Raw genomic sequence first — 13,508 nt, 5'->3', positions numbered from 1 at the left:
GGGCTGGGAGGATGGACCCGTGGCCGTCCCCTCTCCCCTCCCCCCGCGCAACGGCGTCAACGCCACGCGCCTGCGCCTGCCCACCTCCGGCTGGCCCACCGCGCAGGACTACGTGCTCCACCGGTTCGGTCACGTGGACCCGGAGGGCATCCGCGCGCGCTTCGCCCGCGGCGAGGTCGTGGCGGCGGACGGCACCGCACTGACGCCGACGACGCCGCTGGGCGTGCACGACGACCTCTGGTACTACCGGGACGTCCCCGACGAGGCCCCGCTGCCCGTGACGCACACGCTCCTGCACCGCGACGAGCACCTCGTGGTCATCCACAAGCCGCACTTCCTGCCCACCACCCCGGGTGGCCGCTTCGTCCAGGAGACCGCGCTGGTGCGGCTGCGCAACGAGCTCGGCCTCGATGACCTCGTGCCCCTGCACCGGCTCGACCGGGCGACGGCCGGCGTCGTGATGTTCTCCGCGAACCCGGCCACCCGCGGCGCCTACCACCTGCTCTTCGAGCGGCGTGCCGTGGCCAAGACCTACGAGGCCGTGGCGCTCCTGCCGGACGCCCCCGACGACGGCGCCCGCGGCCCCGGCGCCCCGACCGACCCCATCCTGGGGCGGTTCCCGCTGACGGTGCGCAGCCGGATCCGCAAGGACAAGGGGGTCCTGCGCTCCGTGGTGGAGGAGATCCCCGCGGCGGCCTCCGGGCGGCGCGCGGGCGCCCCCGTCCGGACCCGGCGCTCGAACCGGCCCCACGCCGGGGCGAACGCGGAGTCCCGCGTGGAGCTGCTGGGCGTCGGCGTCTCCGCCGGGACGCTGGCCGGCCGGCGGGTGGCGCACCTGCGGCTCACCCCGCGCACGGGGCGCACCCACCAGCTGCGCATCCACCTGGCCGCCCTGGGCCTGGGCATCGCGTTCGACCCGTTCTACCCGGACCTGCTCGACCTCGCCCCGGACGACGTCGCACGGCCCCTGCAGCTGCTCTCCCGGTCGCTGCGCTTCACGGACCCGGTGACGGGCGAGGAGCGGGAGTTCACCTCCCCCGCCCAGCTGCAGGAGCGACCGCGGTGACGGGCGGGGACCCGGCCGCCCTGATGGACGCGCTCGGAGCGTGGTTCCACCCGCTCACCGCGCTGCTCGTGGCCCTGGACGCCCCGATCCCGCCCGTCCCGTCGGAGGTGGTGGTCATCGGCTCGGGGGCGCTCGTAGCCGAGGGCCGGGTCTCCCCCGTGGCCGCGGTGCTGGCGGCGTGGCTGGGCTGCTGGGCCGGGGACGTCGGCCTCTACGCGCTGTTCCGCCACGGCCTCGCCGACCGCCTGGACCGCTGGGCGTGGTGGCGTCGGATCCACCGGGGGATCCGGAGCCTGCTGGTGCGGGTGGGCCCGGCGGGCAGCCTGGCGGGGCTGTCCGTGCTGCGGTTCGTCTCGGGCGGACGGACGGCGTCGATGGCGGCGGCCGGGATCGGCGGGATCCGCTGGCCCGTGTTCCTGTGGCTGTCCGGGGCGGGCTCGCTCGCGTGGTCCTCGTCCATGGTGGGGCTCGGCTGGATCACCGGCCGGGCCACCGGCCTGCCGTGGTGGGCGTCCGCGGTGGTCGGCATGGTGTTCGGTACCCTTGCAGGGTTGATGATCGCGGGGATCATGGCCCACCGTCGCCGGGGCCGGAAGGGGTGAGCATGCAGGACGCGTCCTCCGAGTCCCGCGCCGCCCTCGAGCGCCTCCGGGGCGCCTCGGCGCCCCGTCCCGACGACGACGCGACGCGTGCTCCCGCCGCGCGCCCTCGCCGCGCCCTGGCCGCGCCCGGGGAGATCTCCCGCCGCGATCTGCGCCGTCACGAGCGCGCCCTGCGCTCGGGCCGACCCGAGACCGCCGCCGAGCGCCGCGTGCGCGAGGACCGCCGCGCGGACGTGCACCGCGCCATGGACCGCCTGCGCACTCCGGGCGCTCCCGCCGAACAGCGCCCACGCCGGGACCTCAGCGAGATCCTGGACCGCCTCGGCAGCCCGGACCTCGCCCGTTTCGCCGATCCGCTCGTCGGCACGGTCGAGCGCATCCTCCCCGCCCCGGGGCGGGACCCGGAGAAGGCCGCGGAGGCCGCACGTCGCCGCGCTGCGGCCGAGGAGCGCCGGCGGGCGCGCCTCGACGAGGAGGCCCGCCGGGCCCAGGCCGCGCGGGTGGCCCGCCGCCGCCGCGAGGAGGAGAAGCAGCGCCGTCGGCGTGAAGCCGAGCGGCGCCGTCGGGTGGCGGCCGAGGAGAAGGCACGTGCCGCCGCCGAGGCGGAGGCCCGCCGCCGGGAGCGGGAGGAACGGCGCCGCCGGGAGGCGGAGGTCGCCGCCGAGCGCGCCCGCGTGCAGGCGGAGCGGCGGGCCCGCGAGGAGGCCGCGCTCGCCGAGCGGGAGCGGCTCCGGCTCGAGGCGGAGGCGGAGGCGGAGCGCCGTCGGCAGGCGGCCGAGGCCGAACGCCGTCGCCTCGAGGCCGAACGCGTCGAGGCCGAGCGGCGCCGTCGGGCCGAGGAGGCCGAGCGGCGCCGTCGCGAGGCGGAGGAGGCCGCCCGCCTCGAGGCCGAGCGACGTCGTCGCCAGGCCGCACGCGTCCGCGCCCACACCGTGCTGCACGCCGAACGCGCCCTCGCCCAGGCCCGGCTCCTCGAGGACCGCGCCCGGGAGGCCGAGCGCCGTGCGGCGGAGGACGCCGCCCGCCGCCGCCGCGAGCACGAGGAGCGGGAGTCCCGCGCGCTGGCCCGGGCCGCGCGCGAGCTCGAGGGCCCCGAGGTCTTCCCGGCCGCCGCCGACCGGCCGCTGCTGTCCGACCCGGAGGAGCGGCTCACCGATGAGGAGCTCTTCGCCCGGGCCCGGGTGGCCCTGCCCGAGTGGCGGCGGCGGCAGCGGCTCTCCACGAAGGCGCAGGCCGTCCGGGCCGAGGCCACCGCCCACTCCTCGGCGGGGCCGGTCACGGGCGCCCTGCCCCTGATCCCCGGCTACACCCCCGCGCCGCCCGAGGAGCCGGCCGGCTCACCGACCGCTGCGGACCGACGCGGCCAGGCGCTGCTGACCGTCGTGTGGGCGCTGTTCGTGCTCTCCGGTGCGTGGGGCCTCGGTCTGGCCGGGCGCGTCCCGGGGCTCGGCGCCCTCGATGCCGGCGCGTACCCGCTCACCGCCGACGGCCGACACGGCCCCGGCGCGAGCGTGTTCGGGCTGTCCCCGCTGCACCCGGCGATCTGGCCGGTGCTGTGGCTGCTGACCGGGATGTACGTGCTCCGGCAGTGGGGGCCGGGCCAGGGCGCGTCGCCGCGGCACCGCCGCATCCGAGGCGCGGTCGCGGGGACCCTGCTGGCGCTGGCGCTGTGGTTCCCCCTGGCCGTCCTGGCCCCCGGGGGCTTCGACGTCGTCCCGTGGCTGCTCGCCCTGGTCCTCATGCTCCGTGTGGTCCGGCGGCTCGGCGCCCGCCCGGCGGCCCGCCGCGTCGCACGGGTGGCCGAGGACGGCGCGCTCGGCGTGCTGCTGGGCACCCTCCTCGCCGGCGCACCCACCGCGGTGGGCGCCGCCCTCCACGCCTGGGGTGTGCACGTCGACTGGTTCCCGACCGAGCTGCTCGCCCTGCTGGTGCTGGTGGCCCTGCTGCTGGCGGCCCTGCGCCTCGTGCTCGGGGGGCGCGGCCGCATGGGTGTGGCCCTGGGCATGGCCTGGACCCTGCTCTGCCTCGCCCTGCCCCGCCTGCTGCCCAGCCCGCTCGGGGCGCAGCAGAGCGTGTGGGTGGGTCTCGCGGCCACCTTCGGGGCGCTGCTGCTGGTCACCGCCGCGGCCGTGCGCCGCTCCTGGGCCCGCCAGATCGAGCGCGACGCCGCCCGCCGGCCGCACCCGGCCGGCGCCTGAGCCCGTCCCCGTTCAGCGCCCGGGCCCGGCGGGCACCGGGACCCACCGGCCGCCGTCGCGCCGGAGCACGTCCAGCCGGCCCGTCACGGCGACGCCGGACACCGCCTCCGCCATCCGCCGCGCCACCTCGGCGGCCTCGGCGTCCTCGCCGGCCCGGTGCGAGCCGGGCACCGCGAAGCGCAGCACGATCCGCGGGACGCGCGCGACGACCTCGATGTCCTTGGCCGCGAGCACGTGCGTGGCCTGGACGGCGGCCTCGGCCAGGTCCATGACCTCTTCGGGCCGGTGGCCGGGCAGGAGGTCGCCGATCTGCAGGCGGGCGCGGTAGGAGGGCATGGGCCCAGGGTAGGGGTGGACGCAGCAGCGGTGACGACTTCTCTCGTCGCACGGGCCGGCCCGCCCTTCCGCCCGCGGCGGACGCGAGCCCTCCCGTGTCCGGACCCGCTCGTAGGGTGGGGTGCATGACTCAGACCGCCACCCCGCAGACCGACGCCCCCGCCGTGCCCGCGATCTTCGAACCGATCGAGATCAACGGCGTGCGCGTACGCAACCGCCTGATCCTGCCGCCGATGTGCCAGTACTCGTGCGAGGCGCGCGACGGCGTCCCCCACGGCTGGCACTTCCAGCACCTGGGCGCCCGCGCGGCCGGCGGCTTCGGGATCGTGGTGGCCGAGGCCACCGCCGTCACCCCCGAGGGACGCATCTCCGCGTGGGACACCGGCCTGTGGAACGACGAGCAGCGGGACGCGTGGGCGCCGATCGCCGAGTTCATCGCCTCCCAGGGCGCCCTGCCCGCCATCCAGCTCGGTCACGCCGGCGCCAAGGCCTCGACCGTCCCCATGCACCCGGGCGCGCCCGCCGGGCAGCCGATCCTCGAGGGCCCCGACTCCTGGGAGACCCTCTCCCCCTCCGGCGTGGCCACCAACTCCATGGAGATCCGCACCCACGCGATGCGGGTGGACGAGATCCGGGAGACCGTCCAGGCCTTCGCCGACGCCGCCGAGCGCGCCGACCGTGCCGGCTTCGGCGCCGTGCAGCTGCACGCCGCCCACGGCTACCTCATCCACCAGTTCCTCTCGCCGCTGACCAACACCCGGACCGACGAGTACGGCGGGGACTTCGAGGGCCGCACCCGCTTCCTCAAGGAGGTCGTGGCGGCCGTGCGCGAGGTGTGGCCCGCGGACAAGGTCCTCGGCATCCGCATCTCCGGCTCGGACTGGGTCGAGGGCGGCTGGAGCATCGAGGAGACCGTCCGCCTGGCGCAGGAGCTGCAGGGGCAGGTGCACTGGTTCGACCTGTCCTCCGCGGGCATCGGGGACACCTACGAGGGCCCTCAGGGCCCGGGCTATCAGGTGCCGCTGGCCACCGCCGTGAAGGAGGGCACCGAGGGGATCGTGGTGTCCGCCGTCGGCTCGCTGACCGGCGCCGAGGAGGTCGCGGCCGTGGTGGACGAGGACCGCGCCGACGCCGTCTGTGTGGGTCGCGCCGCCCTGGCGAACCCGAACTGGCCGACCGCGGCCGCCCTCGCCCTCGACGTCCCTTCGGAGCAGGTGCCGATGGCCCGGCAGTACTTCCGCGCCAAGTGGTGAGCGGAACACGCGGGACCCGGTGTGCCCCCGGCGCGGAACTCCGGTAGAACAGAACCATGAGCGTGCGCACCCCCGACCCGAATCCGGGCTGGCTGTCCGACGAGGACCTCTACGAGGCCCGGCGTCGGCTGCCCATGGTGTATGTGGAGGCCATCCCGGTGCGGCTGGACTCCCTCGGCTACGTCACCGAGATCGGCCTGCTCTACGTGGCGGACGAGACCGGCACGTTCCAGCGGACGTTCGTCTCCGGCCGCGTCCAGTACCGGGAGACCATCCGCGCCGCGCTGATGCGCCACCTGGAGAAGGACCTCGGCCCGCTCGCGTTCCCGCAGCTGCCGCCGTCGGTGGTCCCCTGCACCGTCGCCGAGTACTTCCCGGCGCCGTCCGAGACCGGGCTGACGGACGACCGCCAGCACGCCGTGGCCCTGGTCTACGTGGTGCCGGTGACGGGTGAGTGCCAGCCGCGCCAGAACGCGCTCGAGCTGACCTGGCTCACCCCCGAGGAGGCCCTCGGCGAGGACATCCAGGCCGAGTTCATCGGTGGCCGCGGGGACCTGGTGCGCCAGGCCCTCGCCCACGTGGGATGGGGGCGCTGAGCATGGCACCGGTCGTCGGCGGCTACCTCCGCCATCTGAAGTCCCAGGACGTGCAGCCCGGGGACAGCTTCCTGACCCGCCGCGGCGAGCCCGCCCCGCCCGTGGCCTCGACCCGGGTGATGCGGGACGACTTCGGCACCCCCGCGCTCGTGATCGCCACCCTCGAGGGCGGCCGGGAGGTCAAGATCGCCCACGGCTCCGTGATCCGGGTCCGCACGGACCGCCCGGAGGAGCGCAGGGCCGTCCCGGACACCACCTTCTCCCCCGTGGACGCGGGGTCCCCCGAGGAGCGGATCGTCGCCGTCGGCAAGCGCCACCTCGACGACACCGAGCTGACCGCCACCGCGGCCCGGCTCTCCCACGGGTTGAACCTGCGCTCCGGCTCCCAGCTGGAGGACGTGTTCGGCATGGCCGAGCGGCTCTACCTGCTGCACGAGGACACCGAGGGCACGCTCGCCACCCTGGGCCTGCTGACGAACCTGCCGTGGGACGGGGCCGTGGGGCGGTGGAAGTCCATCCAGGCCGCGCTGTCCCTGGCGTCGCTGATCCTGCGCGAGGAGGGCGAGCACATCGCCGCCGCCAACCTCGGTCGGCGCCTGCTCGAGGCGGACGAGGTCCCCTCCGAGCCGGGCCGGGCGTCCCGCGTGCTCGAAGTGCGCCAGCGTCAGCTCAACGAGCCGCCGCTCTACGACCGGGAGATCTCCCGCGCCCTGCAGGCCCGCGACGCCGAGGCCGAGTATCAGTGGCGCCGGGCCCGGTTCGGCCAGCTGCTCTACCTGCGTGCCCGCGGCGGCTCGGAGACGCTCACGGACGCCGACCTGGATTCCCGGATCGCCCGGGAGCTCGGCACGCTGCGCACCCTCGCCGACGAGCTCGAGGCGAAGGCAGCCACGCGCCGGTGAGGCCCAGCCGCGGGACGGGCGTCGAGAGCCGGCCCCGTCCCCGGTGACACGCCCTCCGGGGTGCGGTTCGTGTGGCGCACCTCACTCTCCAGCCCCTGTCGGGGCTATGCGCCCGACATGACCGGCTCCGCACCCGCTCAGCTCCGCCCCCTCCGCTCCACGGACGCGCCCGCCGTCCTGGCGGCCTTCCACGCGGGCACCGTCGGCATGGCCGACCCCGGGGAGGTCACCGACGAGGCCTCCGCCCGCGCCTACGTCGACGGACTGGTCCAGGCGGAGGGGACGGACGCCGTCGCCGTGGTGGAGCGCGGGACGGACACGCTGATCGGCCTGGTCGCCGTCGTGCGCGACGAGGCGCACGGCACCGGCGCGCTCACCGCCTGGCTGCATCAGGGCTGGCGCGGGGACGCGATCATGTCGCGTGCGGCGACCACCGTGGCGGACGCCGAACTGGCCGAGGGCGGGCTCGAGCGGATCGAACTGGCCCACCGGGCGGACAGCCCGACGGCGGGGGCCGTCGCCCGGGCCGCCGGGCTCCGTCACGAGGGCACGCAGCGCGGCCGCCTCCGCGCGGGCGGGCGGCGGCTCGACGTGCACCGCTACGGCCGGCTGGCCACGGACCCGCTGCCCGAGGAACGCGTCCGCCCCCTGCCGTGGGCCTCCGACGCCCACCCCTGGGCCGGCCGCTGACCGCGGCCCGCCCCCGACGACGCCCCACGACGCCGCCACGCCCTCCCGGCCCGATGCCCCGCTAGTCTGCCGAGATGACCACCCCGACCGACGCCGTCCCGAGCCCGCATCCGCGGCCGTTCCTCCTCGTCCAGACGCGCCCCGAAGACGACGCCGCGGCTGCCGAGGTCGAGGCCGTCCAGCGACTGGGTGGCTATTCGGAGGGCCGGCTGCGGGTGCTGCCCCTCGACCGCGTCGTGCAGCGCCCGGACGTGGCCACGCACGGCGTGGACTGGGAGGCGGAGCTCGCGGACGTCGTCGCCGTGATCCTGCCCGGCAGTCCGTTCACGGGCACCGATCCCGAGGAGACCAAGTCCCCCGTGCAGCGCGCCGTGGAGGCGGAGCTGGGCCGGATGCTCGACGTCGTCCGGCGCCGCGACCTGCCGTTCCTCGGCTGCTGTTACGGCGTCGGCACACTGGGCCGGCACGCCGGCGGGGTCGTGGACAACGCGTACGGCGAATCGGCCGCGCCCGTCGAGGTCACGCTCACCGACGAGGGTGCCGCGGATCCGTTGCTGGCCGGGGTGCCGCGCACGTTCGCGGCGTACGTCGGCCACAAGGAGGCGATGAGCGCGCTCCCGCCCGGCGCGGTGCTGCTCGCCGCGGGCGCCGACTGTCCCGTGCAGATGTTCCGGCTCGGCACCCGCCAGTACGCCACCCAGTTCCACCCGGAGCTGGACCAGGCCGGTATCCTCGAGCGCCTTGAGATCTACCGCGAGCACGGGTACTTCGCCCCGGGCGAGTACGAGCCCACGGTGGCGGGGCTGGCCGCCGTCGACCCCGAGCACCCCCGCCGGATCCTGGCGAACTTCCGCACGCTGTTCGGCTGAGCCGCCCGGCCCACCCCGTAGCGTGGCCGCATGGACACGCACCGCGCCACCGCTTCCCTGCCCTGGATCGACGGCCCCGCCGTGCGCGCCGCCCTGAGCCCGCGCGCCGCCGTCGACGCGCTGGAGGCGGCCCTCGCCGCCGGCCTGGACCCGGAGGCCGACGCCCCCCGCACCCGCGTGGCCACCGCCGCCGGGCAGCTGCTGCAGATGCCCTCGACGCGCGGGGCCGAGGTCGGCACCAAGCTGCTCACCCTCACGCCGGACAACCCCGAGCGCGGACTGCCCGTCATCCAGGGCGTCTACGTGCTGTTCGGCGCCCCGGGCACCCCCGGCCAGGCCCCGCGGGCCGTGCTGGACGGCGTCGAGCTCACGGGCCTGCGCACTTCCGCGGTGTCCGCGCTCGGGGTGCGGCTGCTCGCGGACGCCTCGCCCCGGCACCTGGTCGTGTTCGGCACGGGCGTGCAGGCGTGGGAGCACGCGCTCACGTTCCAGGACGTGTTCGGGCTGGAGCGGGTGTCCGTGGTCGGCCGCGACGCCGACCGGGCCGCCGCCCTGGCCGCGCGCATCGAAGCGGAGCTGGGCGTGACCGCGAGCGCCGCGGGCCCGGAGGCCGTGGCGGAGGCGGACGTCGTGGTGACGTGCACGGCCGCGACGGCCCCGCTGTTCGACGGGACGCTCGTGCCGGAGCACGCGACGGTCGTGGCGATGGGCTCGCACACCACGGACGCCCGCGAGACCGACGACGCCCTGGCCCGCCGCGCGACCGTGGCGGTGGAGTCGCGGGACTCGGCCGCCCGCGAGGCCGGGGACGTGACCCTCGCGATCGACTCCGGCGCGCTGGCCGGGATCGAGGACACGGTGACGCTGGCCGAGCTCGTGGCCGGGACCGCGCGTCGTCGGGAGGGCGCGCCCGCCCTGTTCGTCACCACGGGCATGCCCTGGCAGGACCTGGTGGTGGCGAGCGCGGTGGCGCGGGAGGTGCTGGGCTGAGCCGGGGCGGCCTGCGGTGCCTGCGCACTACCCTGGGTCCCATGCCTGAGACCCCCGCCGCCCCGACGCCGCAGCCCGCCTCCGGTGCCCCCGCGCATCCCTCGCAGTTCGGCTTCGAGGTGACGCACCGGCTGGAGACCGGCGGTGCGGACGGCGCCCCGCTCGGCCGCACCGGCGTCATCACCACCCCGCACGGGCGGATCCAGACGCCGGCGTTCATCCCGGTGGCCACACAGGCCACGGTCAAGGCGGTGCTGCCGGAGTCGATGGCCGAGCTCGGCGCGCAGGCCCTCCTGGCCAACGCCTACCACCTGTACCTGCAGCCCGGGGACGACCTCCTCGACGAGGCCGGCGGCCTCGGCGCGTTCATGAACTGGCCCGGCCCCACCTTCACGGACTCCGGCGGCTTCCAGGTGATGTCCCTGGGCTCGGGATTCAAGAAGGTCATCGACATGAAGGGCCCCGGCGCGCCCGAGGGGCAGGGCGCCGACGACGCCGTCGCCCCCGGCAAGGAGCGCCTGGCCAACGTCGACGACGACGGCGTCTGGTTCAAGTCCCACCTGACCGGGGACCGACACCGGTTCACCCCCGAGGTGTCCGTGGGCATCCAGCACAACCTCGGCGCGGACATCATGTTCGCCTTCGACGAGCTGACCACCCTGCACAACTCCCGCGGCTACCAGGAGGAGGCGCTCGAGCGCACCCGCCGCTGGGCCCAGCGCTGCCTCGACGAGCACGCCCGCCTCACCGGGGTCCGCGCGGCGCGGCCGTACCAGGCGCTGTTCGGCGTGATCCAGGGGGCCCAGTACGAGGACCTGCGCCGCAAGGCCTGCCGCGACCTCGCAGCGATGCGGGCAGAGTTCCCGGCCGCGGGGGAGCTCGACGGCGTGACCTCCGGCTTCGACGGCTACGGCGTCGGCGGGGCCCTGGAGAAGGAGAACCTCGGGACCATCGTGGGCTGGTGCGCGCAGGAGCTGCCCGAGGACAAGCCGCGCCATCTGCTCGGCATCTCCGAGCCCGACGACCTGTTCATCGCCGTCGAGAACGGCGCCGACACCTTCGACTGCGTCTCCCCCACCCGGGTGGCCCGCACCGGTGCGTTCTACACCCGCGACGGGCGCTACAACCTGCCCGGGGCGAAGTACCGCCGCGACTTCGGCCCGCTGGACCCCGAGTGCGACTGCTACACGTGCGCCCACTACTCCCGCGCGTACCTGCGGCACCTGTTCAAGGCGAAGGAGATGGTGGCGCACACGCTCCTCTCCATCCACAACGAGCGGTTCACGGTCTCGCTCGTGGACCGGATCCGCGCGGCCATGCAGGACGGCACGCTCGCGGAGCTCAAGGCCGAGACCCTCGGCCGGTACTACGCCCCGAAGGGCTGAGCGGTGCTGGGTGCGCCGGCACGCTGCGACGGGCGCGAGCCAGCCCGCTGCGACGGGCGCGAGCCAGACGTTTCTGCTGTTCTGAGGGGGCTGTCGCGACCGATTCGTCTGGCTCAGCGCCGCTCGGACGTGCGGAAGACGTGAGCCAGACGATTCAGCGGCTCCTGCACAGGGCCGCCGACCCGGCTCGCCCTCCACGGCCCTCGCGGTCGCGGCGCCGGGGCCGCCCATGGAAGGAGAAGGTGGCGGCATGGTCGCCCCTCCTCCGCACGACGACGCCACCCTCAGCCCCGTCTTCCCGGTCGCCGCGGGGCTGCAGGCCGGCCTGACGGCCTCGCAGCTGCGCGGCCCCCGGTTCGACGCCCCGCACCACGGGCTGCGGCACACCGCCGGGGGTCAGCCCTCACTGGCCGACGTCGTCCGCGCCCTCCAGCGGACGAACCCCGGCACCGCGGCCACCCACGCCACCGCCGCTCGCCTCTGGGGGATGTGGCTGCCGCGGCAGTGGGAGCGCGGCCCCATCCATCTGGCGCGCACGCGGGCCGAGGGCGGGGCGCCGCGCCGCAGCGGCGTCGTCGGGCATGAGCTGCACCCGCAGGACCCCGTGCTGGTGCGTGCCGGGGTGCGGATCACGACGCCGGCCGCCACCTGGGCGGCGCTGGCGCAGCTGGGTCTGCCGTTGGCCGACGTCGTCGCCGCCGGGGACAGCCTGCTGCAACGGGCGGACGGCCCGGCCGGCCGGCGTCGCCCCGGCGAGCATCCGCGGTGCACCGTGCGTGATCTGGAGGCGGAGGTGCTGCGGGTGCGCGGGAGGCGAGGGACGCGGACCCTGCGAGCGGCCCTGCCGCTGCTCAGGGACGGCGCGGATTCGAGGGCCGAGACGCTCCTCCGACTGGCGCTGGCCGACGCGGGTGTGCCGGAGCCGGAGGTGAATCCGCTGCTGATGCTGAGCGACGGGTCCACCGTCCGGCCAGACCTGGTGTGGCGGGAGGCCCGCGTCTGCGTGCAGTACGAGGGCGATCATCACCGGACGGACCCGCAGCAGTGGCGCCGTGACATCGAGCGCGACCGCCGGATGCAGGCCGAGGGGTGGATCGTGCTGCGCGTGACCGCCAGCGTCGTCACCCAGCGGGGCCTCGACGCCCTGCTGCGCGACCTCGCCGCCCACCTGCGGCTCCCTCTGCCTGCGTGAGCCAGACGAATCGGCCGCCGAGCCAGACGAATCGGCGGCAGGGGGGCGTGCGCACCAGCAGAAATCTCTGGCTCACGCCGCCGCCCCCGCTCGCGTCATCTCACACGAACGCGCCGACCCCCGTGATCTCGCGGCCGATGATCAGCCCCTGCACGGTCTCGGTGCCCTCGTAGGTGTGGATCGCCTCGATGTCCGCGAAGTGGCGGGCCACCTCGTTCTGGATGAGGATGCCGTTGCCACCGAGCAGGTCGCGCGCGTTCGCGGCGATGGACCGCGCGGCGCGCGTCGCCGAGTACTTGGCCATGGACGCCATCGGCCCGGTGAGCCGGCCCTCGTCCTCGAGCCGGGTCGCGCGCAGCACGAGCAGCTGCACCTGGGTGAGCTGGGAGAGCATCTCGGCCAGACGGGTCTGCACGCTCTGGGCGGCGGCCAGCGGCCGGCCGAACTGGACGCGCTGCCCCGCGTACTGCACCGCCGCCTCGTAGCAGCCCACGGCCTTCCCGAGGGCGGACCACGCCACGCCCACGCGCGTGGCGAAGAGGACGCGGGAGGTGTCCTTGAAGGAGCGGGCCTCGGGCAGGACGTCGGCGTCGGGCACGAACACGCCGTCGAGGGTGATGTGGGCCTGGTCAATGGCCCGCAGCGCGACCTTGCCCTTGATGACCTCGGCCGTGTAGCCCTCGGACTCCTGGCGCACGATGAACCCGCGGACCTTCTCGTCCTCGGCGCTGCGCGCCCACACCACGGTCACGCCGCCGGCGGCCCCGTTGCCGATCCACTTCTTGTGCCCGTGCAGCCGCCAGCCGCCGTCGACGCGCTCGGCGCGGGTCTCCAGCGAGACGGAGTCGGAGCCGTGGGTCGGCTCCGTGAGCGCGAAGGCGCCGTAGAGCTCGCCGCGCGCCATGGCCGGCAGGTGCTCGGCACGCTGCTCCTCGCTGCCGCACAGCTGGATCGAGCGCATGGCCAGACCGCCCTGCACGCCCGTCATCGTGGCGATCGAGCCGTCCAGGCGCGAGAGCTCCATCGTGGCCAGGCCCGCTGCCACGCGGGAGACGTCGGGCAGCCCGTCCACGGGGACGCCGTCGCGCAGCAGGTCGGCCTGCCCCAGGCGGGCCACGAGGTCCAGCGGGTACTCGTGGCGGTCCCACGCCTCCCGGATCCGGGGCAGCACGTCCGGCTCGAGTGCGAAGGCGCGGGCCCGACGCCACACGTCCTTCTCGGCGTCGGAGACGTCCGTGAGTGCGAGGTAGAAGTCGGTGTCCAGCGGCGTGGCGACGTCGTACTCGGGCTCGACAGTGGGCAGGGTCTCGGTCATGGTGGCCTCCCGGGCGGGGTCGGAGAGATGGGTGTGTCCGCCATCACCCTACACCAACTGACACGCCATCTCACAGAATCAGACGCAGTCTCACCTCCTCTCCGCGCCCGTGGC

General features: G+C 75.8%; 13 protein-coding genes. 11 read left to right on the top strand and 2 right to left on the bottom strand.

Annotation, left to right across the window (positions count from 1 at the left end):
- The first annotated feature begins 19 nt into the window (after nucleotides 1-19).
- The 3 genes from ABIB16_RS07680 to ABIB16_RS07670 are packed head-to-tail and all read left to right on the top strand — an operon-like array spanning nucleotide 20 to nucleotide 3,866.
- The gene (locus ABIB16_RS07680; protein ID WP_237069366.1) at nucleotides 20-1,066 is read left to right on the top strand and encodes a pseudouridine synthase; all 1,047 of its coding nucleotides are present in this window, start codon (nucleotides 20-22) and stop codon (nucleotides 1,064-1,066) included.
- Nucleotides 1,063-1,668, top strand: coding sequence for a DedA family protein (locus ABIB16_RS07675; protein ID WP_049145112.1), 606 nt, complete (start codon nucleotides 1,063-1,065; stop codon nucleotides 1,666-1,668). Before ABIB16_RS07680 ends, ABIB16_RS07675 begins: the two co-directional genes overlap by 4 nt.
- Nucleotides 1,669-1,670: 2 nt before the next feature.
- Entirely contained in the window at nucleotides 1,671-3,866 is a 2,196-nt protein-coding gene (locus ABIB16_RS07670; protein ID WP_230260189.1) for a hypothetical protein, read from the top strand.
- Nucleotides 3,867-3,878: 12 nt separating this feature from the next.
- Here the strand turns inward: ABIB16_RS07670 and ABIB16_RS07665 are convergent, their stop codons facing one another.
- Nucleotides 3,879-4,202 carry a hypothetical protein gene (locus tag ABIB16_RS07665; RefSeq protein ID WP_101963066.1) on the bottom strand — a complete coding sequence of 108 codons (324 nt, stop codon included), beginning with the start codon at nucleotides 4,200-4,202 and terminating at the stop codon, nucleotides 3,879-3,881.
- Between the two features lie 125 nt (nucleotides 4,203-4,327).
- Between ABIB16_RS07665 and ABIB16_RS07660 the strand changes: the two genes are divergently transcribed.
- From ABIB16_RS07660 to ABIB16_RS07625, 8 genes are all read left to right on the top strand, one after another.
- Nucleotides 4,328-5,455 (top strand): NADH:flavin oxidoreductase/NADH oxidase, encoded by a 1,128-nt coding sequence (locus ABIB16_RS07660; RefSeq protein WP_036339859.1) that lies wholly within the window; start codon nucleotides 4,328-4,330, stop codon nucleotides 5,453-5,455.
- A gap of 56 nt (nucleotides 5,456-5,511) precedes the next feature.
- A complete protein-coding gene (locus tag ABIB16_RS07655) occupies nucleotides 5,512-6,051 on the top strand; it encodes an NUDIX hydrolase family protein (RefSeq protein WP_036316089.1) in 540 nt (179 codons plus the stop codon).
- A 2-nt stretch (nucleotides 6,052-6,053) separates the two neighbouring features.
- Nucleotides 6,054-6,953 (top strand): DUF6707 family protein, encoded by a 900-nt coding sequence (locus ABIB16_RS07650; protein ID WP_225348910.1) that lies wholly within the window; start codon nucleotides 6,054-6,056, stop codon nucleotides 6,951-6,953.
- Nucleotides 6,954-7,070: 117 nt separating this feature from the next.
- Nucleotides 7,071-7,643: a GNAT family N-acetyltransferase gene (locus ABIB16_RS07645; protein ID WP_163721420.1), complete on the top strand. Its 573-nt coding sequence runs from the start codon at nucleotides 7,071-7,073 to the stop codon at nucleotides 7,641-7,643.
- 74 nt (nucleotides 7,644-7,717) lie between these two features.
- Nucleotides 7,718-8,512, top strand: a complete 795-nt coding sequence (locus tag ABIB16_RS07640) for a glutamine amidotransferase (RefSeq protein ID WP_163721422.1) — start codon at nucleotides 7,718-7,720, stop codon at nucleotides 8,510-8,512.
- A 30-nt stretch (nucleotides 8,513-8,542) separates the two neighbouring features.
- Nucleotides 8,543-9,502: an ornithine cyclodeaminase family protein gene (locus tag ABIB16_RS07635; protein ID WP_134415953.1), complete on the top strand. Its 960-nt coding sequence runs from the start codon at nucleotides 8,543-8,545 to the stop codon at nucleotides 9,500-9,502.
- A gap of 41 nt (nucleotides 9,503-9,543) precedes the next feature.
- Complete coding sequence (gene tgt / locus ABIB16_RS07630; RefSeq protein WP_237069362.1) at nucleotides 9,544-10,887, top strand: tRNA guanosine(34) transglycosylase Tgt; 1,344 nt, start codon at nucleotides 9,544-9,546, stop codon at nucleotides 10,885-10,887.
- A gap of 250 nt (nucleotides 10,888-11,137) precedes the next feature.
- The gene (locus ABIB16_RS07625) at nucleotides 11,138-12,079 is read left to right on the top strand and encodes an endonuclease domain-containing protein (protein WP_354436172.1); all 942 of its coding nucleotides are present in this window, start codon (nucleotides 11,138-11,140) and stop codon (nucleotides 12,077-12,079) included.
- A gap of 100 nt (nucleotides 12,080-12,179) precedes the next feature.
- Here ABIB16_RS07625 and ABIB16_RS07620 read toward each other — a convergent pair whose 3' ends face one another.
- Entirely contained in the window at nucleotides 12,180-13,394 is a 1,215-nt protein-coding gene (locus ABIB16_RS07620) for an acyl-CoA dehydrogenase family protein (RefSeq protein WP_217564892.1), read from the bottom strand.
- Nucleotides 13,395-13,508 lie beyond the last annotated feature (114 nt).

It is taken from the genome of Micrococcus sp. UYEF5, assembly GCF_040546065.1.
Taxonomy (GTDB): Bacteria; Actinomycetota; Actinomycetes; order Actinomycetales; family Micrococcaceae; genus Micrococcus; species Micrococcus luteus.
This window is presented reverse-complemented; position numbering and strand designations above follow the sequence as displayed.

Bases quoted from the DNA above. Each gene is read 5' to 3' on its own strand.
- ABIB16_RS07670 (WP_230260189.1), top strand. From the start codon at position 1,671: ATGCAGGACGCGTCCTCCGAGTCCCGCGCCGCCCTCGAGCGCCTCCGG.
- ABIB16_RS07665 (WP_101963066.1), bottom strand. From the start codon at position 4,202: ATGCCCTCCTACCGCGCCCGCCTGCAGATCGGCGACCTCCTGCCCGGC.
- ABIB16_RS07660 (WP_036339859.1), top strand. From the start codon at position 4,328: ATGACTCAGACCGCCACCCCGCAGACCGACGCCCCCGCCGTGCCCGCG.
- ABIB16_RS07655 (WP_036316089.1), top strand. From the start codon at position 5,512: ATGAGCGTGCGCACCCCCGACCCGAATCCGGGCTGGCTGTCCGACGAG.
- ABIB16_RS07650 (WP_225348910.1), top strand. From the start codon at position 6,054: ATGGCACCGGTCGTCGGCGGCTACCTCCGCCATCTGAAGTCCCAGGAC.
- ABIB16_RS07645 (WP_163721420.1), top strand. From the start codon at position 7,071: ATGACCGGCTCCGCACCCGCTCAGCTCCGCCCCCTCCGCTCCACGGAC.
- ABIB16_RS07640 (WP_163721422.1), top strand. From the start codon at position 7,718: ATGACCACCCCGACCGACGCCGTCCCGAGCCCGCATCCGCGGCCGTTC.
- ABIB16_RS07635 (WP_134415953.1), top strand. From the start codon at position 8,543: ATGGACACGCACCGCGCCACCGCTTCCCTGCCCTGGATCGACGGCCCC.
- tgt (WP_237069362.1), top strand. From the start codon at position 9,544: ATGCCTGAGACCCCCGCCGCCCCGACGCCGCAGCCCGCCTCCGGTGCC.
- ABIB16_RS07625 (WP_354436172.1), top strand. From the start codon at position 11,138: ATGGTCGCCCCTCCTCCGCACGACGACGCCACCCTCAGCCCCGTCTTC.
- ABIB16_RS07620 (WP_217564892.1), bottom strand. From the start codon at position 13,394: ATGACCGAGACCCTGCCCACTGTCGAGCCCGAGTACGACGTCGCCACG.